The sequence below is a fragment of the Nocardiopsis baichengensis YIM 90130 genome, assembly GCF_000341205.1.
In the GTDB taxonomy this organism is placed as follows: Bacteria; Actinomycetota; Actinomycetes; order Streptosporangiales; family Streptosporangiaceae; genus Nocardiopsis_A; species Nocardiopsis_A halophila.
Genome location: NZ_ANAS01000030.1, coordinates 50,212 through 72,992 on the forward strand (window position 1 = coordinate 50,212; position 22,781 = coordinate 72,992).

Here is a 22,781-nt window from a genome sequence, read left to right on the forward strand (position 1 = left end):
CGCCGGCGGTCGAGGGGCCGGCGTCACTTGCCCCATCCGGGGCCGCCGCCCCGGAATCCGGAGCCGTCGCGGGATCCGCCGCCCCAGAAGGAGAAGAACCCGCCGCCACCGGATCCGCTGCTCGAACCGCTGGACCCGTGGGAGCGGGAGGTGTCGCAGCCGACGTAGATGTAGCGGCCGTCCTCGCGCTCGTAGTCGCCGCGGTCGTCGTTGTACACGTACTCGCCGTTGACAAGGTCGTAGTCGCCGCAGTCCGGCCGGGCCGAGGCGCTGCCGCACGAGGCCAGGGCGATGACGAGGACGATGCCCCCGAGGCCGGCGATCAGCAGGACCTTGCCCAGGTTCCCTTCGAGGTTCACTGTGCGGGACTCCTTTCAACAGGGGCGTCGGCGGCGGTCCGGATCCGCGTCCGTGTGCACACCAGCTCCCCGGCCTGGGGGTAGGCGTGCCAGGTGCGCCAGTGCAGGTGCCCGGGGGCGGGGGAGGCGGCGTCGAGCGCGGTCACGGCCGACGGCGACCCGGGGAACGCGGCGGCGAGGGCGGCGGGGCGGCCGTCGAGCCGGTCGACCAGGGCGCGCACGCGCCGCTCCAGCTCGGCCCCGGTGAGGCGCTCGACCGTGCTGGTGAAGGCGTAGGAGGCCAGGCCGGGGACGTCGGGGGCCGCCGAGGCGGGCAGGTCCCCGTCCCGGTCCGGCAGGCAGGCGACGGTCTCCACGGTGCCCGCGGCCCCCGGGAGGACGACCTGGTGGGAGGCGCCCAGGACGCGCAGTTCGACCTCGGTCCCGCCCAGCAGGACGGAGCGCGCGGCGAGGGCGGGCAGCGGCGGCCGCTCCAGGCTCCAGGCCAGGTCGTGGGCGCGGGTATCGGCGAAGGGGACACGGACCGGTACGGCGGCGGGTGCGGGGGCGGTGCGCACGTCAGCCTCTCCCGCCGTCGGAGCCGCCGGACCCGTCGGAGGTGGGGTAGACGGTGAGGGTCCCCGGGGAGACGGGGGCGCCGGTCGCGGCCTCCCAGCCGCCGTGGTCGAAGCGCTCGAAGGAGAGCAGCGAGCCGTCGTCGGCCTCGTAGTCGGCGTAGTCCATGCCGCCCGAGGCGCGCAGACCGGTGGTGCCCTCCGAGCGGTAGGAGGCGCTGCCGCGCTCGCTGAGCCGGTAGCGCGTCCCCTCCAGCTCCAGGGACGAGGCGCCGGGGACCAGGTCCAGCTCGGGGCGGCCGGTCCACAGCGCCAACTGCAGGTCGGGGTCCTCCTCGACGGAGAGCCAGCGGCGGGCGCCGGTGCCGCCCGTGTCCCCGGCGTCCACGAAGTGCTCGGCCCACTGCGCGCCGCCCTCGGACAGCCGCAGGGTGCCGCGCACCCAGAGCCGCTCGGCGCCCATCTCGACCATGTCGCCGGCGCGCAGCCCGCGCGGGTCGCCGTTGATCTCGCCGACGTCGGCGAAGGGGTCGCGCGGGGGAGCGGGCGGTGCGGGCGCGGTGCGGGCGGGGCGGCGGCGCATTTGGACGATGAGGATCGCCGCGCCCAGCACCACCAGCGCACCGAGCAGGATCAGCACCACGGTCAAGACGGGGTCCACAGCGCGCCTCCGGGCTCGGGGATGAGGTCCGGCCCTATCGGACGTGCGGACAGGCGCACAGGGTTCCACCTGCGAGGTCACGACCCCGTCACGGTTGCGGGAACGGACGGTTCCTCAGGAGCCGGAGGCGGACGCGCGCGGAGCCCGGGGCTCCGGTCCCGGGCCCGCAGAGCCCGTGCCGCCGGCGGAGACGTTCCACCGTCCGGGCGCGGTGCGGGCGACGGCCGCGCGCAGCAGTGCGGCGTCGCCGTGGGCCCGGCACAGGTCGCCGTGGACGTCGCCGCCCTCGCGCGGGTCGGGGCAGCCCTCTTCGGCGCAGCACCGGTCGCCGAGCCGGGAGCGGAGCGCGCGGACCGCGTCGGTGTGCGCCGTGCAGTACGGCCGCTCGGGATCGGTCATCCCGATACAGCCGGGCACGGCGCACACCCGCTCCCCGTTGAGTCGGCGGGACAGGCGGACCCACCAGGGAAAGGGCCGCGCATCATCGGGGTCGGGGACGGTGGTCGCGGCACCCATGCCCCGACGGTGCGACGGTCGGGGGACCCCGACAAGGGAAGGGACCGCCCTCGGCCGTTCTTCTCTAGAGAGGTTTGGGGTCCTGCCCACGGGATAGACACCACCCATGCGCCAGGACCGGGGAGGTCGCGCCCTCGGGCGTGGCCTCCCCGCATTGCGTCCAGGACCGAACCCCGCGCCGGGACGGCCCGGAAGCCCGCGGCCTCCCGCTTCACCCGGGCCCCCGCATCCTCTCCCCTCGACTTCCCTTCCGCGTGTGCGAGCACCCCTCCACGTCCGCTAGACTGATCAGCGTTGCCACGGGGTGTAGCGCAGCTTGGCAGCGCGCTTCGTTCGGGACGAAGAGGTCGTGGGTTCAAATCCCGCCACCCCGACAGGTGATCCGGAGGTCGACTCCGGATCGGAAGTGGCCGTTCGGTGGTCGTCGATCACTGGGCGGCCCTTTTTCATGTCCCGGAGCGTCCCCACGCACCCCTCACGGGTGCTTGTTCCGGGACATGCGGGCCGCGATCCTCTCCAGGTGGGTGACGCGCACCCTTACCGGCGGATGGCTGGAGCGCAGCGTGGTCCAGATGTCCTCCATCTTGCGGCCGATCGCGTCGTCCGGGTGCTTCGGCTTTCCGCGGCGGACGCGCTGGAGGGGCAGGAACGTCTGTGTCGGGGTGTTCGCGAAGGAGCGCAGGTCCGCGGAGGCCGGGATGGACCGGGACAGCCGGGTCAAGGTGGCGGCCAGGGTCGACGGTGCGCCGGTCAGTACCGCCGCGGCCCGGTCCGCGGCCAGCTCACGGCGCCGGGTCAGCTGGAGTACGGCGATGCGGCCGGGGAGCCAGGCGGCGCCGTAGAGCAGGACCCCTGCGAACAGCGCCGGCAGGACGACGGCGAGGCAGCCGATGACCAGCGCGGCCCGTGCCAGGACGATGAGGACGAGCACGGCACGGGCGGTACGGGGCCGGAACGGGGGGCCGACGTCGTGCTCGGGGTCGCGGGCGCCCGCGAGCACGGACAGGGGGTCCGCGGGGCGGCGCTTCTCGAACATGGGCGACCACTCCTTGCCGCACCGGGACGCCAGCCGGTACAGCGGCCGGTCGAGCGGGACGACGAGGGCGAAGACGGTCGCCGGCACCACCAGGGCCCACTCCAGCGTCGCCATGAGCGAGGCGAAGCGCAGGACGCGCTCGTCCTTGTGGGCGAGGTGCGCGAGCTCGTGGGCGATCACGCCCTCCAGCTCCCGGGCGTCCAGTCGGTCCAGGAGGCCCATGCTGACGTAGACGGTGTCGGGCTCGAAGGAGATCGCGTTGGGCGTGCGGGCGTCGTACAACCGGAGGACCGGCTTGGCCTGCCCGGTCAGTGCGCACAGGCGGTCGACGACGGCGTGCAGCCGGGGATCGTCGTCGGGTTCGATGACGATGGTGTCCCCGGGAGCGGTGCCGCCGGAGACCCGGGTGAGCAGCGACAGCTCGGCGCCCGCCAGCGCGATCCCGATCGGGACCAGGCCCCACCACCACGCCAGGCCCACCGCCCAGAGGGCGGCGCAGCACAGGGCGGCATAGGCCGCCGAGACCGTGGCCACCACCAGCCAGGACCCGAGCATCGGCCACACCGGCCGCGCGCGCTGGAGCATGCGCGGGAGTGTAGCAACGGTCCCCCAGGGCGTTCGGCCCTGAATCGAGGGATTCGCCCCGTGGTCGCCGGCGCGATGCGGACGGGTGGGCGCCCAGGCACCCGGGTTGAACGGGGCCGGCCGGTATTCGTGCGCATCGTGTGCGCGAACCGGAGGCGCTGCGCACCGTGGGGCGCCCGGGGCTTCTCCGAGAAGGACCTTCGGCGGTTTCGGCGCCGCCCTGCGGCCCTTGACGTGGGATTGCGCCGCCGGTCAGGGGGATGGATTCTCCCGTTTCCCGCCTAGTGACCGCGTGCGATCCCTACGATGCGAAATGTGAGGGGCACGGCGAGGAGGTGGACCGGCGGCGCGACCGGTCCGTGTCCCGCCACCGGTGCGGGCGCCCCGGCCCCCACCGGCCCCTCCGTTCGTACCCCCCGCAGGCCCCGGCCCGTGCCGGAGCCCATCCCGTTTCCCAGGAGGCATGCATGGTCTCGATCGTCCCGCGCTCCGAATGGGGCGCGCGGGCGCCCCGCGACAGGTCGACCACATCGTGGTCACAGCGGCGCGGGGTCACCGTCCACTACTCGGCCGGCCCCGCCAGCCAGTCCGTGAGGTCGATCCAGGACTTCCACATGGACGGCAACGGCTGGTCCGACATCGGTTACAACTTCCTGGTCGACCGCTCCGGAACCGCCTATGAGGGGCGGGGATGGACGGTCGTGGGCGCCCACGCCTCCCCCTACAACGCCTCGCACATCGGGGTGTGCTTCATCGGCCAGGACGGCGACGCCACCGTCGCCGCCAAGGCCGCCATCCGCGCCCTGTACGACGAGGCCAACCGCCGCGCCGGGCGCACCCTCGACAAGACCGGGCACCGCGACCTGAACAGCACCTCGTGCCCCGGCGACGACCTCGCCGCCTGGGTCCATGCCGGGATGCCCGCCGACGCAGCCGCGATAGGAGAGGACGACATGGTCGGACTGAGCAAGGGCGACACCGGAGAGCGCGTCAAATACCTGCAGGTCATCCTGATGAAGGCCGGGTTCGACCTGCCCGGGTTCGGCGCCGACGGCCACTACGGCGACGAGACCGAGAAGGCGGTGCTGGCCGCCCGCAAGTCCCAGGGGTCCGAGCAGGACTTCGGCGACCGCGTCACCGGCTGGGCCGCCGCCCAGATCATGGCGGCCTTCACCAGGAACCAGCTCGTCTGACCGGCCCCGCTCCGGACCCCCGCCCCTCCCGTCCGCGCCGGGGCGGGGCTCCGCCCGTTCCCGGAGTCGGATTCCGGCGGCCTGGGCCCTGCCCCTTCCGCTCAGCGGGCGGTGCGCCTCCGGGGCGGGATCAGGCCCTCCACCGCCGGTTCCCGCCGGACCACGGCCTCGGCCGTCTTGGACAGCCGGAGGTTGTTGCTCCGGGAGAACCCGCGCAGCATCTCGAACGCCCGGCCCACGTCCACATGGTGGTACTCCGCGAGCACCCCCTTGGCCTGCTCGATGGCGATCCTGCTGTTGAGCGCGGACTGGAGCTGCTCGGCGAGCCGCTCCTGCTCCTCCAGGGCGCGCGAGTTCAGGATGCCGATGGTGGCGATGTCGGCCAGCCCCTGTGCGACCGAGGCGTCGGCGGCGCTCAGGGAGCCGGGGGAGGTGCGGAACAGGTTCATCGCCCCCAGGGTCCGTTCGCGCAGGCGCAGCGGCAGCGCGCACACCGAGGCGAAACCGGCCGCGCGCGCGGCCTCCAGGAACGTCGGCCAGGGGGAGGACTCCCCGTCCACATCGGGTACGGAGACTTGGGCCCCCGTGCGGTAGGCCTCCAGGGCAGGGCCCTCCTCGTCTTGGAGCTGGAGCAGTTCGAGCAGGCGCGCCTGCTCGCTGGAGGCGGCGACGAAGTGCAGGCGCCCATCGGCGGCATTGTTCAGCATCAGGCCTCCGGCGTCGGCATCGACCAGCTCCACCGAGCGTTCCAGCAGGTCGTGCAGGAAGTCGGCGACGTCGAAACCGGCGACGAGCGTGTCGGCCAACCCGACGAACGCGTCGACCAGTTCGAGCTCTCGCGACACTCGGGGTTCCTCCTTCGGGAATGGGGCGCGGGGGCGTCGGAATCAGCCGGTCGCCGGGTCAGGGGAGAATCTGAGCCGCCGACGGACGACCTCGGTCGCCACGTCCGCCAGAGTCAGGTCGTGCCGGAAGGCATGGGCCCGAAGGCGGGCATAGGCCTCGTCCATGGCCACATCGAGTTGTACGGACACCATTCCCGCGGCCTGGTGCACTTCCACCTGGTGCGAGCCGAGGTCGCTCCCGTTCGCCCAGGGGACGGTCGTGTCGGGGCCTCGGTGCAGCATCAGGTCGAGCGTCGCCTCGGCCGAGGCGAGGCCGCAGGCGAGCCCCTCCTCACCGAGCGGGCCGGTGTCCGAGCGGTGGATCGTCAGGGCGCCGAGCATCGCGACACCGGTTCCGATGGGGAAGGCGAAAAGGCTCCGCAGCCCCTGGGCCGACGCCGATTCGGCGAAGACCGGCCAGCGCCGGCGGGCCTGGGGCTGGGACAGGTCGGGCACGAGCACCGGGGTGCCCTCGGCGGCCGCCGAGATGCTCGGCCCCTGGCCCAGGGCGGTCTGGAGCTCGTCCGAGATGCGGCTGAGATCCGAGGTGGCGTAGTAGGAGCCGGTGCTGGTCCCGGTCGAGGAGGAGACGATGACCCCGACGCCGTGGGAGTGCACCAGCTCTGCGCAGGCCTCGCACACATCGCCCACCTCCGGTGGCGTGTGCCGTGTCCGGGCGCGCTCGATGACCCGTGCGCGGATGGTCCGCGGTGCAGTGGTCAGTGGGCGCTCCTCGGTGTTCGGCGGGGTCCTTTCGATCCTACGCCCCCGTAGGGGAGGCGGGGGGAGCCCGGATGGCGATGCGTCTGATGGAAAAGGGGGATACGCCGTTCAGCGGCGGCGTAGCTTGGGTGGTTCGGGAATAACAGCCCGCTCCGGTTCCGGACCTTGATCGGTGGGCGCAACGGCAGGGACGCCGGGGAGGAGTCGCAGTGACCGGAGCCGGATTGGATGTGCGTGTCGAGCGGGACGGGACGCGGGTGCGCATCACGGGTGATCTGGATGTCGCGGGGGTGGACCTGGTCCGGGCGCGGGCCTGCGCGGCGGAACGGCGGGCGGGGCCGCGGCTGCTGGTCGACCTGACGGGCCTGCGCTTCATCGACTCCAGCGGGCTGGGGCTGCTGGTGGCGATGGACCGCGGTCGGCGCGCCCACGGGCGGCGGTTGCGGGTGCTGGTGGTCGAGGCGGGAGCGGTGGCCAAAGTCCTGGGGTACTCCGGATTGGACCAGGTGTTCGATGTCCGCGTCACCGCTTCCTGAGCGGCCCGGTTCGGGCCTTCCCGTCCGGGTCGGGACTCCGATAGGCAGGAGGGGGCGAAGGAGAGGAGCCCTGCCGATGGTCCCGTCGGGCAGCGAGGAGTGGCCGGAGGGCACGTTCATGGCCCGGATCGGCCCCGAGGCCCGCGATGTCCTGATGGACCTCGCGGTGCCGCGGCGCGTCCCGGCGGGCCGGGTGCTGATGAGCCAGGGCGGGCCCGGCGACGGCGTCCTGCTGCTGCGTGCGCCCGGCCGGTCGGCCTCGGCGTGCGTGAAGGTCACCTCGGTGCTGCCGAACGGCACCGAGACGCTGCTGGGCGTGCGCGTCGACGGCGACCTGGTGGGGGAGATGGGCATCGTGCGGGACCGCCCGCGCACGGCGACGGTGACCACCTGCACCCCGACGCTCGTGCACTCCTTCAGCGCCCGTGCCTTCAAGGACTTCCTGGACCGCGTCCCCGGCACCTGGGAGGCGGTGGCGTCGGTCCTGGGCGACCGCCTGGAGTGGTCGGACCGGCAGCGCAGCGAGTACACCGCCTACCGCGTCCCGGCGCGCCTGGCGCGTGCCCTGCTCCAGCTCGCCGCCCGGCACGGGGTGGTGAACGGCGACGGGGCGGTCGACATCGGGGTGCAGCTCTCCCAGGCCGAGCTGGGGATGCTCATCGGCGCCCGGGAGGACGCGGTGGGTGAGGCGCTGCGCCGGATGCGCGAGGCCGGGTGCGTCGAGGCCGGGTACCGCAAGGTCGCCATCCTGGACGGCGAGGGGCTGCAGTCCTTCGCCGACGAGGACTGAGGGGCGGTGCGGGGCGGGGCCCGGCCGGCGGGCCCCGCCCGTATGCGGGCTGCGAATACCCGCGGGCGCGTCCGCATCCGGGGCCGCTAGCGTCGCCCCGTGCCGTCCGCGGGTGCGCGGAATGCCGACTGGTCCGGGATTCCGGTGCGGCCCCGGCGAGAGACTGGGGCGGTGAACGGGGCGAGGCCCCTTCCCGGAGAAGAGCCGGAGGTCGGCCGCAGCATCGGCGGCGGGCGGCGGCGGGGCGGCGCTAGGACGGGGCGGCGCCCCGCGCATGGCCCGGACCCTCTGCGGGAGGGGCCGGGCCCGCCCGGACCGCCGTGTCCCCGCGGCTCGGGCTCACTCGCCCCGGAGCAGGCGCTCGAAGGGCACCGGATCCTCGTAGGGGCCGGGTCGGCGCCGCCGCGGGCCCCCGGACACCAGGGCGGCGAACTCCCCGCCGGCCCGGGCGATCCGGTCGGCGAGCGCCGCGTGCGCCCGGCCGCCGTCCGCGGTGCCGGCGCCCCAGTCCTCGGAGGCGGCGTAGACCGCGGTGGGCGCGACCACGGCGCGCAGGTAGGCGAACATCGGCCGCACCGCGTGCTCCAGCACCAGCGAGTGGCGCGGCGAGCCGCCGGTGGCGCCGGCGAGCACCGGGACGCCCTCCAGGTCGTCCGCGGCGACGAGGTCGAAGAAGCTCTTGAACAGGCCGCTGTAGGAGGCGTTGAACACCGGCGTGACGGCGATGAGGCCGTCGGCGCCGGCGACCGCGTCCACGGCCCGCTTCAGGTCCCCGGTGGGGAAGCCGGCCGCCATCGCCTCGCCGATCCCGCGCGCGTGGTCGCGCAGTTCGACGGTCTCCACCGCCGGTGTGCCGCCCGCCTCGCGCAGGGCCTCCTCGGCCGCCCCGGCCAGCCGGTCGGACAGCAGGCGCGACGACGACGGCGTGCTCAGTCCAGCCGTGACGGCGACGATGCGCTGCTCGCTCACTTGGCCTCCTCCGCGGTCTCCTGCCGCCCGTCCTTCTCCTGGGCGAGCGCGCGCTTGCGCTCCTCGTGGTCGGGCGGCCCGTCGGGAACGCCCGCGGGGCGCCGGGCGGCGAATTCGCGCCGCAGCACCGGGACGACCTCTTCGCCGAGCAGGTCCAGCTGCTCCAGCACGGTCTTCAGCGGCAGGCCGGCGTGGTCGATGAGGAAGAGCTGGCGCTGGTAGTCGCCGAAGTGCTCGCGGAACTCCAGGGTGCGCTCGATCACCTGCTCCGGGCTGCCCACGGTCAGCGGCGTCTCCCGGCTGAACTCCTCCAGCGTGGGCCCGCCGCCGTAGACGGGGGCGTTGTCGAAGTAGGGGCGGAACTCGCGCACCGCGTCCTGGGAGTTGCGGCGCATGAACACCTGGCCGCCCAGGCCGACGATCGCCTGGTCGGCGCGGCCGTGGCCGTAGTGCTCGTACCGCCTGCGGTACAGGTCGATCAGGCGCTGGAAGTGCTCCTTGGGCCAGAAGATGTTGTTGGCGAAGAACCCGTCGCCGTAGTAGGCGGCCTGCTCGGCGATCTCCGGGCTGCGGATGGAGCCGTGCCACACGAACGGCGGGACCCCGTCCAGCGGCCGCGGGGTGGCGGTGAAGCCCTGCAGCGGCGTGCGGAACCGCCCCTGCCAGTCCACCACGTCCTCCCTCCACAGCCGGTGGAGGAGCGCGTAGTTCTCCACCGCCAGCGGGATCCCCTGGCGGATGTCCTGGCCGAACCACGGGTAGACCGGGCCGGTGTTGCCGCGCCCGAGCATCAGGTCGGCGCGGCCGCCGGCCAGGTGCTGGAGCATGGCGAAGTCCTCGGCGATCTTCACCGGGTCGTTGGTGGTGATCAGCGTGGTCGCGGTGGACAGCACCAGGCGCTCGGTGCGCCCGGCCAGGTAGCCGAGCATGGTGGTGGGCGAGGACGGCACGAACGGCGGGTTGTGGTGCTCGCCGGTGGCGAACACGTCCAGGCCGACCTCCTCGGCCTTCTCGGCGATGCGCATCATCGCCGTGATCCGCTCCGCCTCGGTCGGCGTGCGACCCGTGGTCGGGTCGGGGGTGACGTCCCCGACCGAGAAGATCCCGAACTGCATGGCTCCTCCAGCCCCCGGCAAGAAATAGTTCCGCATTCAACTACTTCCCGGGAACACGATGGGGCCGCCGCGCATTCCCGGCGGCAGCCCCGTGCCCCGCTCAGGCCGGGACCAGGTCCAGCAGCGCGGCCTCCGGGCGGCAGCAGAACCGCACCGGCGCGTACGGCGAGGTGCCCAGCCCGCCGGACACGTGCAGGTGCGCGCGGCCGTAGCGGCTGAGCCCCCAGGCCCGGCGGCGGTCGATGCCGCAGTTGGTGACCAGCGTCCCGTAGAGCGGCAGGCACAGCTGCCCGCCGTGGGTGTGCCCGGCCAGCAGCAGGTCGTAGCCGTCGGCCTCGAACCGGTCGAGGTTGGCGGGCTCGGGGGAGTGCAGTACCCCCAGCCGGAGCGCCGCCCCGGACGGGGCGGGCCCGGCCACGTCGTCGTAGCGGTCCAGCCCGATGTGCGAGTCGTGCACCCCGGCCGCCGCCACGGTCTGCCCGCCCGCGGCGAGCGTGCCCCGGCGGTTGTTCAGGTCGGCCCAGCCGGCCTTCTCCATCGCCGCGCCGAGCTCGCGCCACGGCAGGTCCGGCTCCTGGCGCTCCCGGTAGTCGGCCTTGCTGCTGCGCCACAGGTAGCGCGCGGGGTTCTTGAAGCGCGGCGAGTACATGTCGTTGGACCCGAAGACGAACGCCCCGGGGCGGTCCAGCAGCGGCCCCAGCGCCTCCAGGAAGGGCTCCACGGCGTCGGGGTGGGCCAGCGAGTCCCCGGTGTTGACCACCAGGTCCGGCTCGTAGCGCTCCAGGCCGCGCACCCAGTCGACGAGCATCCGGCGGCCGGGGGTCAGATGCGCGTCGGACAGGTGCAGCACCCGCATCGGGGCCGAGCCGGGGGCGAGGACCGGCAGTTCGTAGCGGCGCAGCCGGAACCAGTTGCGCTCGACGACCGAGGCGTAGGCGAGGCCGGCGGCCCCGACCGCGGCGACCGCCGCCGCCGACCGGCCGAGCCTGCGCAGTCCCGCTCGCTGTCCATTCACGTGCCGCACCTCTCCACTGACCTCGAACGTCCGGACGCCCGCCCGGAAAAACCCTGGGGAAGCCGTCCGCGACCACCCTATGATCGTTGGCATGTCCGAACTCAAAGACCGCCTCAAGGCCGACCTCACCACCGCGATGAAGGCGCGCGACGATGTGCGCACCCGAACGCTGCGCATGGTGCTCACCGCCGTGTCCAAGGAGGAGGTGGCCGGCGGCTCCGCCCGCGAGCTCTCCGACGAGGACCTCGTCGCCCTGCTCACCCGGGAGGCCAAGAAGCGCCGCGAGGCCGCCGAGGCATTCGAGGCGGGCGGCCGTGCGGACAGCGCCGCCGACGAGCGGGCCGAGGGCGAGGTCCTGGCCGAGTACCTGCCCGCCCAGCTCACCGACGAGGAGCTGGGCTCCCTGGTGGAGGCGGCCATCGCCGAGGCCGGGGCGAGCGGCCCCAAGCAGATGGGCGCCGTCATGAAGATCGTCAACCCGAAGGTGGCCGGCCGGGCCGAGGGGTCCCGGGTGGCCGCCGAGGTCAAGCGCCGCCTCGCCGGCTGAGCGCCGCGGACGCCGACGGCCCGCGCCCCGATCCGGGGCGCGGGCCGTCGCGCGTCGTGGTCCCGCCGGGGCGGTCAGTCCTGCCGGCGGGGCATCTCGGAGACGGGGACGAACGCGGGCGTCCCGGTGTCCTCCGGTCCGGGCCCGGTGGGCTGTTCTTCGCCGTCACCGGAGGGCGCGGCCCGCCCGGAGCCGTTGCTGAGGAAGATGTTCACCGTCGCCCCCTCCGGCAGGAGGGTGCCCGGGTCGGGGTTGACCGCGGCCACCGTGCCCTCGGCCCGCTCGGAGCGGACCTGCGTTTCGGAGACGCTCACCCGGTACCCGGCCCCCTCCAGGGCGGCCACCGCCTCGCCCCGGCTCTGGCCGACCACGTCGGGCACACCGCCCTCGACCATGGCCTGGCCGGAGGTCTGCTGGGCGTCGGGGGAGCCGCCGCCCCGGTACTTCGAGGGCGCCGAGGGGAAGTCCTCCTCGGGCAGCTCCTCGACGGCCTCGGACATCGTCTCCTGCCAGATCGGCCCGGGGATGGTCGCGCCGTAGACCGTCCCGTAGTACCGGCCGCCCAGGGTGACCCCGCGCAGCGGGTGGTTCTGCGGGCCGCGCGGGTCGCCGACGAAGACCGAGCCGGCCAGGTTCGGCGTGAACCCCGCGAACCAGGCCGCCGCCGACCCGTCGGTGGTCCCGGTCTTGGCGGCGGCAGGGCGGCCGATCTCCAGGCCGTTGGTGGTGCCGCCCTTGAAGGTCTGCTGCAGCAGGTAGCTCACCCCGGCGGCGACGTCCTTGTCGAGGCGGCGCTCGCACTCGGGCTCGATCTCGATGGTCCGGCCGGCCTGCCGGTCCTTGATGGAGGTGATGGCCTGCGGCTCGCAGTAGGTGCCGCCGGAGGCGAAGGTCGCGTAGGCGTTGGCGACCCTCAGCGGGGAGACCTCCTCGCTGCCCAGCACGAAGGAGTTGTTGCCCTGGGTGCGGGGGTTGTCGAAGGACTCGCCGTCAGCCCGCTTCACGCCCAGGTTCTCGGCCATCTCGATGACGTTGCACAGCCCGACGTCCTTCTGCAGGTGCGCGAAGTAGGTGTTCACCGACCCCTTGGTCCCGGAGACCATGCTGCTGCCGCCGCCCTCGGTGTCGCCGGCGTTCTTCACCGGCCAGGGGGCGAGCCGGCCGCCCTCGCAGTTGCGCTGCCCGGTGATGGTGGTGCTGGAGCCGCCGGCGCCCGAGTAGGAGGTGCCGAAGCCCTTGCCCTGCTCCAGCGCCGCCGCCAGGGCGAAGGCCTTGAAGGTGGACCCGGCCTGGAACCCGGTGCTGCCGCCGCGGTTCGCGTCGGTGGTGAAGTTGATCGAGGTCATGCCGAGCTGGGACTCGTCGGGGCCGTAGTCCCGGCTCTGCGCCATGGACCGGATCTCGCCCGAACCCGGCTCGATCAGGATCTCGGCGGCCACCTTCTTGGACTCGTTCTTGCGCGGCACCCACTTGTCGACCGCGTCCTGGGCCGCCTCCTGCATGTCGGCGTCCAGGGTGGTGTGGATCTCCAGGCCGGCGGTGCGCAGCCAGCGGGCGCGCTCGGTCTCGTTCTCGCCGAACCGGTCGCTCTTCTCGATCTCCTGCACCACGTAGTCGCAGAAGAAGGGCTGGTCGCTGGGGACGCACCCGTTGGAGGGGTTGGACACGTCCAGCTCGTCCTCCAGGTCGACCGCCTTGGCCTCCTCGGCCTCCTCGGCGGTGGCCTTGCCGACCTCCACCATCCGGTCGAGCACCACGTCCCGCCGGTCCTGGGCGTCGTCGGTGTTGAGCCGCATGTTGTACAGGTAGGGGTAGCGGACCGCCCCGGCCAGGGTGGCGGCCTCGGCCAGCTCCAGCTCCGAGGCGGGCTTGCCGAAGAAGTGCTGGGCCGCCGACTCGACCCCGTAGGCCCCGTCGCCGAAGTAGGCGATGTTGAGGTAGCCCTCCAGGATCTCGTCCTTGCTCATCCGCTTCTCGATGGCCAGCGCATAGCGCAGCTCGCGCAGCTTGCGGGCGATGCTGGTCTCGGTGGCCTCCTCCTGCTCGGCCTGGGTGTCGGCGCTCTCCACCAGCACGTTCTTCACGTACTGCTGGGTCACCGAGGAGCCGCCCTGGGTGGAGCCGCTCAGCGTGCGCAGCGCCGCCCGGAAGGTCCCGGAGATGTCGATGCCGCCGTGCTCGTAGAAGCGCGAGTCCTCGATGGAGATGAGGGCGTCCTGCATCACCGGGGCCATGTCGTCGAGGTCGACCAGCTCCCGGTTCTTGTCGTAGATCTCGGCGATCACGCCGCCTTCGCGGTCGTAGATAGTGGACCGCTGTGGAGGAGGCGGCGTCTCCAGGTCGCTCGGCATGTTCATGAAGCCGGTCGCGACGTTGCGTGCGGTGATGCCGATGCCGCCGACGGCCGGCAGCGCGAGCGCCGCGACCAGGATCCCGGCGATGGCGCCGACACCGATCAGCTGAGCGATTCTCTGAACCATTGTCCCCTGACCCACCCCAACAGACTACGTGCGTACGCCACCGGCCGGAGAGGCCGGGCGAGACGGGGGATGGCCGGTGCGGCCGGAGTGGCGGCCGAGATACGGACCGGCCGGATTCGGCTGACGAAGATGACCGTTCAACATCCTGTCATACGGTCAGGGGTCCCCCGCCGAGGGCGTCCCCGACCTCCCGCAGCGCCGCCAGGTCGTGCACGTCCCGCGTGCGGGCCGGGACCTCGGCCACGGGCACCCCGGGGTGCGCGGCCGACAGCCGCCCCCGCAGCTCCGCCTCGCGATCGCGCAGGCCGGCGGCGCGCGCGTGCAGCCGCAGCGCGGCCGCGGCCAGCGGGTGCCCGCCCTGCCGCTCCAGCTCCGTGCAGGCCGCCATGGCCTGCTCGGCGGACAGGCCATCGACCGGGGTCCGATGTGTGCGGTTCATCACCATGCCGGCCAGGGGCATGCTGTCGGCGGCCAGCCGCTCCACGAAGTAGGCGGCCTCGCGGACCGCGTCGCTCTCGGGCACCGCCACCACCAGGAACGCCGTGCCGGGGTCCTGCAGGCGCCGGTAGGTGCGCTCGGCCCGCTCCTGGAAGCCGCCGAACACCGCGTCGAAAGAGGCGACGAACGACTGCACGTCCTTGAGCGCCTGGGCGCCCACGATCTTGGACAGCATCCCGGTGAGCATCCCGACCCCGGCCCCCAGGAGTCGGAAGGCGCCCGTGCGGGCGGGGGCGCCCAGCACCCGGATCAGCCGGCCGTCCAGGAACCGCCCCAGCCGCTCGGGGGCGTCCAGGAAGTCCAGCGCCGACCGGCTGGGCGGGGTGTCCACGATGATCAGGTCCCAGTCGCCGTCCTCACGGAGCTGGCCCAGCTTCTCCATGGCCATGTACTCCTGGGTGCCGGTGAAGCTGGAGGACAGCGACCGGTAGAAGGGGTTGGCCAGGATCTCCCGGGCCCGCTCGGGGGCGGCGTGCGCCTCGACGATCTCGTCGAAGGTGCGCTTCATGTCGAGCATCATCGCGTGCAGCGATCCGCCCGGGGCGGCGAAGGAACCGGGCAGCTCCACCGGGCGCGGGGTGTTGTCCAGCTCGCTCAGGCCCATCGACTGCGCGAGGCGGCGCGCGGGGTCCACCGTGATCACCACCGCCTGCCGTCCCAGTGCGGCGGCCCGCAGCCCCAGGGCGGCCGCGGTCGTCGTCTTGCCGACGCCCCCCGAGCCGCAGCACACCACCGTTCGCACGGCGCCGTCGGACAGCAGGGCGTCCACGTCCAGTCGGTCGGTGCCTCCGCTCACCGTCCCACCCCCTGAGCCGTCAACCGGTCGGCGATCCTGAACAAGGCGTCGGTGTCGATGCCCCCGCCGAGGAAGGGCAGCTCCAGCAGCGGCGGCCCCAGCGCGCGCAGGCGCTCGCGGACCGCCGACTCGGCGCCCACCCGCTGGGCGTGCTCGGTGACCTCCCGGGCGAGCGCGGCCGCCGTCTCCTTCGGGGCGTCGAGCCGTACCGCCTTGAGGCCCTGCGCCAACGCGTCGGTGTCGACCTCCCCGTGTTCGGCCTCCTCCAGCGCCTCCGGCGCCAGCAGCGGCTCGTGCGCCATGTTGAGCAGCACGAAGCCCGGGTGCAGCCCGGCCTCGCGGATCTCGGCCAGCCCGTCGGCCGCCTCCTGGGCGGGCATCTCCTCGGGCAGCGCGACGAAGTGCACGGCCGTGGCCGAGGAGCGGATGGTCGCCATCGCCTTGTCGGCGTGGTTGCGGATGGGCCCCATCCGGGCCAGCCCCGCAACCTCGGCGTTGACGCACAGGAACTGGGCGATGCGCCCGGTCGGCGGGGCGTCCAGCACGACCGCGTCGTAGACGTGCGGCCCCTGCCCGCGCGAGCGGCGGCCGCCCTCGCGGCGCCGCACCGCCTCGGTGGCCTTGCCGGTGAGCAGCACGTCGCGCACGCCGGGGGCGATGGTGGTGGCGAAGTCCACCGCGCCGAAGCGGGTGAGCACCTGGCCGGCGCGGCGGATCCCGTAGAACATCTCCAGGTACTCCATCAGCGCGGCCTCGGCGTCCACCGCCAGGGCGAACACCTCGCCGCCGCCGCGGGCCACGGCCACCTTCCGCTCGGCGTAGGGCAGCGGGCCGGTGCCGAACAGCTCGGCGATGCCCTGCCGCCCCTCGACCTCCACCAGCAGCACCCGGCCGCCGTCCGAGGCCAGGGCCAGCGCGAGCGCGCCGGCCGCGGTCGTCTTACCGGTGCCCCCCTTGCCGGAGACCACGTGCAGGCGGACCCCGGGCGGGTCCTGATCAGGTGCGCTCACCCCTGCGAGTCTATGTCCGAGCGGACCGCCGGGCCGGTGCGCCCCCGCGCGGCCGGTTAGGGTTGCGCCCATGACGAAGTGGGAATACGCGACGGTGCCGCTGCTGTCGCACGCGACCAAGCAGATTCTGGACAACTGGGGTGAGGACGGCTGGGAGCTGGTCTCCGTCATCCCGGGCCCCTCCGTGGACGGCGACCCGCGCAACCAGCAGCTGGTCGCCTACATGAAGCGGGAGAAGCAGTAGGCATGGCCGCGCCCGAGGAGAGGCTGGCCGAGCTGGGCCTGGCCCTGCCCGAGGTGGTCGCGCCGCTGGCGTCCTACACGCCCGCGGTCCGCACCGGCGACCACGTCTACATCTCCGGCCAGGTGCCCATGGTGGACGGCGCGCCCGCCGGCACCGGCAAGGTCGGCGCCGGGGTCACCCCAGAGCGCGCCGCCGAGCTGGCCCGCATCTGCGCGCTGAACGCCATCGCCGCGCTCAAGTCGGAGGTGGGCGAGCTGGCGTCGGTCCGGCGGATCGTCAAGATCACCGGGTTCGTGGCCAGTGACCCGTCGTTCACCGGCCAGCCGAAGGTGCTCAACGGCGCCAGCGACCTGATCGGCGAGGTCTTCGGCGAGGCGGGCGTGCACGCCCGCAGCGCGGTCGGCGTGGCGGCGCTGCCGCTGGACGTCCCGGTCGAGGTGGAGATGATCGCCGAGGTCGGCTGAGGGACGCAGCCCGGTCGGGCGCGGACCCCGCGGGGTCCGCGCCCGACGTGCGGGCGGCCCCTCCGGGGCGTCCGCTCCCGGCCGCCCCGGGGGCGCGGCCCGGCAGGGGCGCGGGGTACCGTTCCGCCGAGGAGGACGAACATGACGACACGGCCGGTGCGTCCCCGCGACGCCGCCACGGTGATGCTGGTCCGCGACGCTCCCGGCGGCGTCGAGGTCTACATGCTGCGCCGGGCCCCGTCCATGCCGTTCGCCCCCGGCGCCTACGCCTTCCCCGGCGGAAGGGTCGACGAGCGCGACGCCGACCGGGACGTGCGCTGGGCCGGGCCGCCCCCGGCCGCCTGGGCGCGCGTCCTGGGAACCGGTGAGCCGCAGGCCCGGGCCCTGGTGTGCGCGGCGGTCCGGGAGACCTTCGAGGAGTCGGGGGTACTGCTCGCGGGGCCCTCCCCGGACGCGGTGGTGCAGGACACCCGCGGGGACGACTGGGAGGCCGACCGCGCCGCCCTGGTCGACCGCACGCTCCCCTTCGCCGCGATGCTCGACCGGCGCGGCCTGGTGCTCCGCTCGGACCTGCTCACCGCCTGGTCGCAGTGGATCACCCCGGCGCCCGAGCCGCGCCGCTACGACACCCGCTTCTTCGCCGCGCGGATCCCCGACGGCCAGCAGGCCCGCGACGTCGGCGGCGAGGCCGACCGCCGGGCGTGGATGGCCGCCGGCGAGGCGGTGCGCAGGTGGCGCGACGGGGAGATCGCGATGCTGCCGCCGACCGTCTCGACCTGCATGGACCTCCAGGCGTGCGGGTCGGTCGCGGCGGTCATGGCCGCGGAGCGCGAGATCGCGCCGATCGAGCCGGTGCTGGAGGAGGTCGACGGTGAGCCGCGCATCGTCGTCCCCGACGGGGTCGTCTACCCGCGGGGCGACGTTCGATGAGGGGCGAGGTGCGATGAGGATCGACGGTTCCGGGACCCTGCGTGCGGGCTGCGTGCTGTGCCCCAATCCGGGCCCGATGACGCTGGACGGCACCAACACCTGGATGCTGCGCGAGCCCGGCTCGCGCGACGTCGTCGTGGTCGACCCCGGGCCGCACGACGAGCGGCACCTGGAGCGTGTGGCGCGCACCGTGCAGGAGCAGGGAGCGCGGGTGGTGTGCGCGCTGGTCACCCACCACCACGACGACCACACCGGCGGGGCGCGCTACTTCTCCGAGCTGACCGGCGCCCCGGTGCACGCGGTCACCCCGGCCTTCCGCGTCGGCGGGCACGGGCTGGACGACGGCGCCGTGATCGAGGCCGGCGACCTGCAGGTGCGCGTGGTGGCCGCGCCGGGCCACACGGCCGACTCGGTCTGCCTGCACCTGCCGGCCGACGGGGTGCTGCTGACCGGTGACACCGTGCTGGGGCGGGGCACCCCGGTGATCATCGACGGCGACGGCGGGCTGTCGGCCTACATGGACACCCTGTACCGGCTGCGGGAGCTGGTGGAGCGGGAGAACGTGCGGGCGCTGCTGCCCGGGCACGGCCCGATCCTCACCGATGCGCGCGCCGCCGTCGCCGAGTACATCGCCCACCGCGAGCAGCGCATGGAGCAGGTGGCCGACGCGGTGAGCAAGGGCGACCGCACGCCGGGGGAGATCGTCGCGCGGGTATACGCCGGCATCGACCCCTCGGTACAGGACGCGGCCGAGTCCTCGGTCCGCTCCCAGCTGCGCTACCTGGCCGAACGCGGCGACATCCCGGCCGACCTGGGCGGGGTCTGAACCGGGCTCCGGGGGCCGGGGGCCCGATCCCCGGAGCCCCGGAGCCCGGAGTCCTTCCGGCGTGGCGGGCCCACCCCGCCCCCACGCCGCCCCCACGCCGGGGTGCGCGATGGTGCCGGGCGCGCTGTCCTCCCGAGGCCTCCGGGCGGAGCAGGAGTAGCCGGTGCCCCGCTCATGGGCCCCGGTCGGGCGGTGGGGCGCCGGAGTGCCAGGGGGAGGGCGGCGACGAGGAAGCGGGGTGGTTCCCCGGTGTTGCCGGTCGGCCGCCGGACCTCTCACGGTCCGGGGCGATGGCGGCAACGACGGGACGGCCGGTGCCCCGCTCGAGCCTGCTTGCCGGGCGGCGGGGCCCTTCGGTGCCAGGGGAACGGGCGGCGACGAGGAAGCGGGGCGGTTCCCCAGGTCGTGTCCGTTGGAGTGGTGGAGCTTTCGGCCGCGTCCTTGTGAGAGGTGCGACCGCTGCGGCGCGATCGGGGACCCCGCCCCCGGTGCGCCCCTCCTTGGCGTTGATCTCGGGAAAGTCGGGGTAATACCGGCGAGTATTACCCCGACTTTCCCGAGATCGACGGGGGTGTCGGTGCGGGCGGAGGGCAGTGCTCCCGGGGGCAGCCGGGGCCCGGAGGGTTCCACCACGCCAGCGGACACGACCCAGGCATACCGGGCGCGCGAGGCGCTGCTCGGGCATCGAGAGTGGTGATATCGCCACGCAATGTGCAATTGCGTGGCGATATCACCACTCTCGATGGAGACCCGGCCCTTCCAGGGCGGTCTCCGGCGGATCAGGTCCGCCGGGCGTCCCGTCTGTCCGGATCGGAGGGGGTGCGGGCCTCGCGCGCGCCCGGAGCGGCCCCGCGGGCCGGGCGGGTGTGCGGTGGCGGGCAGACCAGAACGGGATTCGGTACCCGGCGCCCCTCCTGCCGGCACTCAGGACCCGTTTGCGGCGCTCTCGGTCACTCCGGGTGACCGGGGGCGGGCCGGCGTCGGCACGAGGCCCGGCACGGGCGGGCACCCCACCCCTCCTGTGCCGCCCCGACCCACCCGACGCGCGGACGAACAGGGGCGATACGGACACCGTGGCACCGAACCCCGTTCTGGTCTGGACGACACCGCGCCTGGAGGCCGCCATGGGGCGTCGATCAGCGCGCTCCCGCTCGCCCCGCCTCCGTGACGGTGTGTATTCACCCAGGTCGGATGGGGTCCTTGGTCGGAGGGGTGCCCGGCGCGGGCCGGGCGGGCCGCGCCCAGCACCATCGTGCCCCCGGCCCGGACCACGGGAGGCCCGGCGGCCGACCGGCGGCACCGGGGAACCGGCCTGCCTTCGTCGTCGCCGCCATCTCCCTGGCACTCCGCCAGCCCGCCGCCCGGCAAGCAGCCGCGAGCGGGGCACCGGCCGTCCCGTCGCTGCTGCTGCTGTGCCGGCACCGCAGAGGCCGGGCACTCGACCGCCAAGGTCGGGGAACCGGCCTGCCTTCGTCGTCGCCGCCATCGTCCCAACGACCCTGCGCCCCGGAACCCGACCGGGGCGCGGCCGTGCTCGCCGTGTCCGGCCGGGCCTTACCCCTGTGGCTGCTTCCGTCCCTCCTGCGCTTGTCCGCGCCGGCCCCCGTCCCCCTCCCCCTCCTTGTCCCCGTCTTCAGCCTGGCAGGACCGGCCGGTGAGCATGTTGGTCGTGGCGCCGGTGATCACGGAGTCGAGCCGGTGCCGGGTATCGGTCAGGTCGGTGATGCGGTCGTCGATGCGGTCGCGCTCGGTGGCCAGGCGGTCGAGGAGCTCCGGGGTGGAGCGGCCGTCCACCACGCACGGCATAAGCTCGACGATGGTCCGGCTCGACAGGCCCGCGGCGTACAGCCGCTGGATCAGCCGCACCCACTCGACCGCGTCCCGGGGGTAGCGGCGCTGCCCTCCCGCGCTGCGCTCGCTGGACAGCAGGCCCTGCTCCTCGTAGTACCGCAGGGCCCGGACACTGACCCCGGCTTCGGCTGCGAGCTGCCCGATGCGCATGCGCCCCCCTCTGTGGCGTGCGACACATGTACTTGCCTCTAACGTCAACGTCAGGTTCTAGCGTACGCGGCGTGGGGCCGTCCGGCCCCTCGGCGCAGGAGCGCCGCCGTACGCACGGATCGGAGACACCCATGACCGCCACACCGACCTCCACCCCGGCCCCCGGCGCGGACGGCCGCAGCAGCGACGGCCCCGCCGCCTCCCCGGTCGCCTCGGTCAAGCCGGTCGTCCTGCCCGCCCCTGAGCGCGGCCACGACCTGCACGTGCGGGTGACCGCGCCGGTCAACGGACGGGACCTGCCCATCATCGTGTTCGCCCACGGGTTCGGCTCGGACCTGGACGGATACGCGCCCCTGACCGACTACTGGGCCGCTCACGGCTTCGCCGTGCTCCAGGCCACCCACCTGGACTCCCGGCGGGTCGGCCTTCCCGCGGACGACCCCCGCAGGCCGCGGCTGTGGCGGTGGCGTGTCGACGACCTCAAGCGCATCCTGGACAGCCTCGACGTACTGGAGGCGGTGGTCCCCGGCTTGGAGGGACGCCTGGACCGCGGGCGCATCGCGGCGGCCGGGCACTCTTTCGGCGGGCAGAGCGCCGGGGTCCTGCTGGGCCTACGCGTCACCGACCCGCAGAGCGGGGTCGCCGAGGACCTGTCCGACCCTCGTGTCTCGGCGGGCGTCCTGCTGGCCACGGCCGGTGCGGGCGGGGACCACCTGACCCCGGAGGCCGCCCGTGACCTTCCCTGGCTGCGGGACGTGGACTTCTCCGGTATGGCTGCACCGGCCCTGGTGGTGGCCGGGGACGCGGACGAGCTCCCGGTGACGACCAAGGGGCCGGAGTGGACCGCCGAGCCGTACGCGCTCAGCCCCGGCGGGAAGGGCCTGCTCACCCTCTTCGGCGGCCGCCACCTCCTCGGCGGCATCTCCGGCTACGGGGCCGCCGAGACCACCGACGAGGACCCCGGGCGCGTCGCCCTCGTCCAGCGGGTCACCCTGGCCTTCCTCCGCCGGGCACTCGGCATCGACGCGGCCGGCTGGACGGCGGCGAAGGCGGACCTCGCCGACGGCGCCCACCCGTCGGGGCGGCTCGACACCAAGGGCGGGATCTGAACGCGGCCTCGGGCCATGGCACGAAGAAGGGCCCGGCGCATCGCCGGGCCCGTCCTCGTGACGGCGTCCGTCCGGGCGTCCCCCCGGGCGCCCGCCCCCTTCGGCCGGTCAGCGGGCGCGGCGGCGCATCCGCTCGACGTCGAGGAGCACGACGGCCTTGGCCTCGATCCGCAGCCAGCCGCGGAGCGCGAACTCGGCCAGCGCCTTGTTCACGGTCTCGCGCGAGGCGCCGACCAGCTGGGCCAGCTCCTCCTGGGTGAGGTCGTGGTGCACGTGAAGGCCGTCCTCGCCCTCCTTGCCGAACTTGTCGGCCAGCTCCAGCAGCTGCTTGGCGACACGCCCCGGAACGTCGGTGAAGACCAGGTCGCTCATCACGTCGTTGGTCCGGCGCAGCCGCGCGGCCAGCGCCTTGAGCAGCTGCAGTGACACGTGCGGCTGGCTCACGATGAAGGGGCGGAGGTCGTCGTGGCCCAGCCCGGCCAGCACGGTGTCGGTCACCGCCACCGCGCTCGCGGTACGCGGCCGCGGGTCGAACAGCGACAGCTCGCCGAACATCTCGCTCGGGCCCAGGACCGCCAGCAGGTTCTCCCGGCCGTCGACCGCCGCGCGGGTCAGCTTGACCTTGCCGCTCAGCACCACGTACAGCCGGTCGCCCTCGTCGCCCTCGCCGAACAGGGTCTGGCCCCGGCCGAGCCGTACCTCGCTCACCGAGGCGCGCAGCGCCGCGGCGCCCTCTTCGTCGAGTGCCTCGAAAAGAGGCGCCTTGCGCAGCACCTCGTTGGTCTCGTCCACCACTTCCTCCTTGAAACCTGACCGTCAACAGTGTGACGTATATCGCACCGGTGTGTGAAACCAGGTCGTTATCTCGGCTTGTCGTCCGGGTGATGCGACCAGCCCGTCACAGCCGACGTCAGCCCTCAACGATCTTAGTCGCCCTGAC

24 protein-coding genes and 1 tRNA gene are annotated in these 22,781 nt (G+C 74.0%); 10 read left to right on the plus strand and 15 right to left on the minus strand.

All coding sequences use genetic code 11. The features are described from left to right. Positions 1-23: 23 nt before the first annotated feature. The 4 genes from C892_RS0121485 to C892_RS0121500 form a co-directional block, all read right to left on the minus strand. Positions 24-359, minus strand: coding sequence for a hypothetical protein (locus C892_RS0121485; protein ID WP_017539509.1), 336 nt, complete (start codon positions 357-359; stop codon positions 24-26). After that, positions 356-916 (minus strand): DUF2617 family protein, encoded by a 561-nt coding sequence (locus tag C892_RS0121490; RefSeq protein ID WP_017558865.1) that lies wholly within the window; start codon positions 914-916, stop codon positions 356-358. The genes C892_RS0121485 and C892_RS0121490 overlap by 4 nt, the downstream gene beginning before the upstream one ends. A 1-nt stretch (position 917) precedes the next feature. Continuing rightward, a complete protein-coding gene (locus C892_RS0121495) occupies positions 918-1,574 on the minus strand; it encodes a DUF4178 domain-containing protein (RefSeq protein WP_017558866.1) in 657 nt (218 codons plus the stop codon). Between the two features lie 114 nt (positions 1,575-1,688). Next, positions 1,689-2,090: a hypothetical protein gene (locus C892_RS0121500; protein ID WP_239647477.1), complete on the minus strand. Its 402-nt coding sequence runs from the start codon at positions 2,088-2,090 to the stop codon at positions 1,689-1,691. Positions 2,091-2,390: 300 nt separating this feature from the next. Between C892_RS0121500 and C892_RS0121505 the strand changes: the two genes are divergently transcribed. Beyond that, positions 2,391-2,464, plus strand: a tRNA-Pro gene (locus C892_RS0121505). A gap of 101 nt (positions 2,465-2,565) precedes the next feature. On the opposite strand, the gene C892_RS0121510 is transcribed toward C892_RS0121505, so the two are convergent. Then, positions 2,566-3,711 (minus strand): M48 family metalloprotease, encoded by a 1,146-nt coding sequence (locus C892_RS0121510; RefSeq protein ID WP_017558868.1) that lies wholly within the window; start codon positions 3,709-3,711, stop codon positions 2,566-2,568. A 467-nt stretch (positions 3,712-4,178) separates the two neighbouring features. On the opposite strand from C892_RS0121510, the gene C892_RS0121515 reads away from it, so the two are divergent. Then, positions 4,179-4,904, plus strand: coding sequence for a peptidoglycan recognition protein family protein (locus tag C892_RS0121515; RefSeq protein ID WP_017558869.1), 726 nt, complete (start codon positions 4,179-4,181; stop codon positions 4,902-4,904). Positions 4,905-5,005: 101 nt separating this feature from the next. Here the strand turns inward: C892_RS0121515 and C892_RS0121520 are convergent, their stop codons facing one another. Next, entirely contained in the window at positions 5,006-5,749 is a 744-nt protein-coding gene (locus tag C892_RS0121520; RefSeq protein ID WP_017558870.1) for a GAF and ANTAR domain-containing protein, read from the minus strand. Positions 5,750-5,791: 42 nt separating this feature from the next. Beyond that, complete coding sequence (locus tag C892_RS0121525) at positions 5,792-6,430, minus strand: GAF and ANTAR domain-containing protein (protein ID WP_017558871.1); 639 nt, start codon at positions 6,428-6,430, stop codon at positions 5,792-5,794. Between the two features lie 290 nt (positions 6,431-6,720). On the opposite strand from C892_RS0121525, the gene C892_RS0121530 reads away from it, so the two are divergent. Both C892_RS0121530 and C892_RS0121535 read left to right on the plus strand, forming a co-directional pair. Continuing rightward, positions 6,721-7,047: an STAS domain-containing protein gene (locus C892_RS0121530; protein WP_051060584.1), complete on the plus strand. Its 327-nt coding sequence runs from the start codon at positions 6,721-6,723 to the stop codon at positions 7,045-7,047. 76 nt (positions 7,048-7,123) lie between these two features. Continuing rightward, the gene (locus tag C892_RS0121535) at positions 7,124-7,837 is read left to right on the plus strand and encodes a Crp/Fnr family transcriptional regulator (RefSeq protein ID WP_017558873.1); all 714 of its coding nucleotides are present in this window, start codon (positions 7,124-7,126) and stop codon (positions 7,835-7,837) included. Between the two features lie 339 nt (positions 7,838-8,176). On the opposite strand, the gene C892_RS0121540 is transcribed toward C892_RS0121535, so the two are convergent. The 3 genes from C892_RS0121540 to C892_RS0121550 form a co-directional block, all read right to left on the minus strand. Continuing rightward, on the minus strand, positions 8,177-8,806 hold the full coding sequence (locus C892_RS0121540; protein ID WP_017558874.1) for an FMN reductase: 630 nt from the start codon (positions 8,804-8,806) through the stop codon (positions 8,177-8,179). Further along, the gene (locus C892_RS0121545) at positions 8,803-9,921 is read right to left on the minus strand and encodes an LLM class flavin-dependent oxidoreductase (protein WP_017539498.1); all 1,119 of its coding nucleotides are present in this window, start codon (positions 9,919-9,921) and stop codon (positions 8,803-8,805) included. The genes C892_RS0121540 and C892_RS0121545 overlap by 4 nt, the downstream gene beginning before the upstream one ends. A gap of 100 nt (positions 9,922-10,021) precedes the next feature. Beyond that, entirely contained in the window at positions 10,022-10,936 is a 915-nt protein-coding gene (locus tag C892_RS0121550; protein ID WP_017558875.1) for a metallophosphoesterase, read from the minus strand. A gap of 91 nt (positions 10,937-11,027) precedes the next feature. Between C892_RS0121550 and C892_RS0121555 the strand changes: the two genes are divergently transcribed. Further along, positions 11,028-11,483, plus strand: coding sequence for a GatB/YqeY domain-containing protein (locus tag C892_RS0121555; RefSeq protein WP_017558876.1), 456 nt, complete (start codon positions 11,028-11,030; stop codon positions 11,481-11,483). A 74-nt stretch (positions 11,484-11,557) separates the two neighbouring features. Here C892_RS0121555 and C892_RS29375 read toward each other — a convergent pair whose 3' ends face one another. The 3 genes from C892_RS29375 to C892_RS0121570 form a co-directional block, all read right to left on the minus strand. After that, a complete protein-coding gene (locus C892_RS29375; protein WP_083934442.1) occupies positions 11,558-13,963 on the minus strand; it encodes a penicillin-binding protein in 2,406 nt (801 codons plus the stop codon). 148 nt (positions 13,964-14,111) lie between these two features. Then, positions 14,112-15,257, minus strand: coding sequence for an ArsA family ATPase (locus C892_RS0121565; protein ID WP_017539495.1), 1,146 nt, complete (start codon positions 15,255-15,257; stop codon positions 14,112-14,114). Beyond that, positions 15,254-16,225, minus strand: a complete 972-nt coding sequence (locus tag C892_RS0121570) for an ATPase BagA (RefSeq protein ID WP_017558877.1) — start codon at positions 16,223-16,225, stop codon at positions 15,254-15,256. Before C892_RS0121570 ends, C892_RS0121565 begins: the two co-directional genes overlap by 4 nt. A 112-nt stretch (positions 16,226-16,337) precedes the next feature. Between C892_RS0121570 and C892_RS30825 the strand changes: the two genes are divergently transcribed. The 4 genes from C892_RS30825 to C892_RS0121590 all read left to right on the plus strand — a co-directional run bounded on the left by C892_RS30825 (position 16,338) and on the right by C892_RS0121590 (position 18,731). Then, positions 16,338-16,511, plus strand: coding sequence for a Sp36 family protein (locus C892_RS30825; protein ID WP_017625908.1), 174 nt, complete (start codon positions 16,338-16,340; stop codon positions 16,509-16,511). Between the two features lie 2 nt (positions 16,512-16,513). After that, on the plus strand, positions 16,514-16,975 hold the full coding sequence (locus tag C892_RS0121580; protein WP_017558878.1) for a RidA family protein: 462 nt from the start codon (positions 16,514-16,516) through the stop codon (positions 16,973-16,975). 141 nt (positions 16,976-17,116) lie between these two features. Continuing rightward, on the plus strand, positions 17,117-17,905 hold the full coding sequence (locus C892_RS0121585; protein WP_017539491.1) for an NUDIX hydrolase: 789 nt from the start codon (positions 17,117-17,119) through the stop codon (positions 17,903-17,905). Between the two features lie 13 nt (positions 17,906-17,918). Then, positions 17,919-18,731: an MBL fold metallo-hydrolase gene (locus C892_RS0121590; RefSeq protein ID WP_017558879.1), complete on the plus strand. Its 813-nt coding sequence runs from the start codon at positions 17,919-17,921 to the stop codon at positions 18,729-18,731. A gap of 1,554 nt (positions 18,732-20,285) precedes the next feature. On the opposite strand, the gene C892_RS0121595 is transcribed toward C892_RS0121590, so the two are convergent. Next, positions 20,286-20,732, minus strand: a complete 447-nt coding sequence (locus C892_RS0121595) for a MerR family transcriptional regulator (protein WP_017558880.1) — start codon at positions 20,730-20,732, stop codon at positions 20,286-20,288. 131 nt (positions 20,733-20,863) lie between these two features. Between C892_RS0121595 and C892_RS0121600 the strand changes: the two genes are divergently transcribed. Further along, the gene (locus C892_RS0121600; protein WP_017558881.1) at positions 20,864-21,841 is read left to right on the plus strand and encodes an alpha/beta hydrolase family protein; all 978 of its coding nucleotides are present in this window, start codon (positions 20,864-20,866) and stop codon (positions 21,839-21,841) included. A 108-nt stretch (positions 21,842-21,949) separates the two neighbouring features. On the opposite strand, the gene C892_RS0121605 is transcribed toward C892_RS0121600, so the two are convergent. Next, a complete protein-coding gene (locus C892_RS0121605; protein WP_017539487.1) occupies positions 21,950-22,636 on the minus strand; it encodes a Crp/Fnr family transcriptional regulator in 687 nt (228 codons plus the stop codon). Positions 22,637-22,781: the final 145 nt, after the last annotated feature.

What these genes read in the sequence shown, in the direction of transcription:
- C892_RS0121590 (WP_017558879.1), top strand. Translation starts at nt 17,919, where the DNA reads ATGAGGATCGACGGTTCCGGGACCCTGCGTGCGGGCTGCGTGCTGTGC.
- C892_RS0121585 (WP_017539491.1), top strand. Translation starts at nt 17,117, where the DNA reads ATGACGACACGGCCGGTGCGTCCCCGCGACGCCGCCACGGTGATGCTG.
- C892_RS0121600 (WP_017558881.1), top strand. Translation starts at nt 20,864, where the DNA reads ATGACCGCCACACCGACCTCCACCCCGGCCCCCGGCGCGGACGGCCGC.
- C892_RS30825 (WP_017625908.1), top strand. Translation starts at nt 16,338, where the DNA reads ATGACGAAGTGGGAATACGCGACGGTGCCGCTGCTGTCGCACGCGACC.
- C892_RS0121555 (WP_017558876.1), top strand. Translation starts at nt 11,028, where the DNA reads ATGTCCGAACTCAAAGACCGCCTCAAGGCCGACCTCACCACCGCGATG.
- C892_RS0121515 (WP_017558869.1), top strand. Translation starts at nt 4,179, where the DNA reads ATGGTCTCGATCGTCCCGCGCTCCGAATGGGGCGCGCGGGCGCCCCGC.
- C892_RS0121500 (WP_239647477.1), bottom strand. Translation starts at nt 2,090, where the DNA reads ATGGGTGCCGCGACCACCGTCCCCGACCCCGATGATGCGCGGCCCTTT.
- C892_RS0121510 (WP_017558868.1), bottom strand. Translation starts at nt 3,711, where the DNA reads ATGCTCCAGCGCGCGCGGCCGGTGTGGCCGATGCTCGGGTCCTGGCTG.
- C892_RS0121545 (WP_017539498.1), bottom strand. Translation starts at nt 9,921, where the DNA reads ATGCAGTTCGGGATCTTCTCGGTCGGGGACGTCACCCCCGACCCGACC.
- C892_RS0121595 (WP_017558880.1), bottom strand. Translation starts at nt 20,732, where the DNA reads ATGCGCATCGGGCAGCTCGCAGCCGAAGCCGGGGTCAGTGTCCGGGCC.
- C892_RS0121580 (WP_017558878.1), top strand. Translation starts at nt 16,514, where the DNA reads ATGGCCGCGCCCGAGGAGAGGCTGGCCGAGCTGGGCCTGGCCCTGCCC.
- C892_RS29375 (WP_083934442.1), bottom strand. Translation starts at nt 13,963, where the DNA reads ATGGTTCAGAGAATCGCTCAGCTGATCGGTGTCGGCGCCATCGCCGGG.
- C892_RS0121535 (WP_017558873.1), top strand. Translation starts at nt 7,124, where the DNA reads ATGGTCCCGTCGGGCAGCGAGGAGTGGCCGGAGGGCACGTTCATGGCC.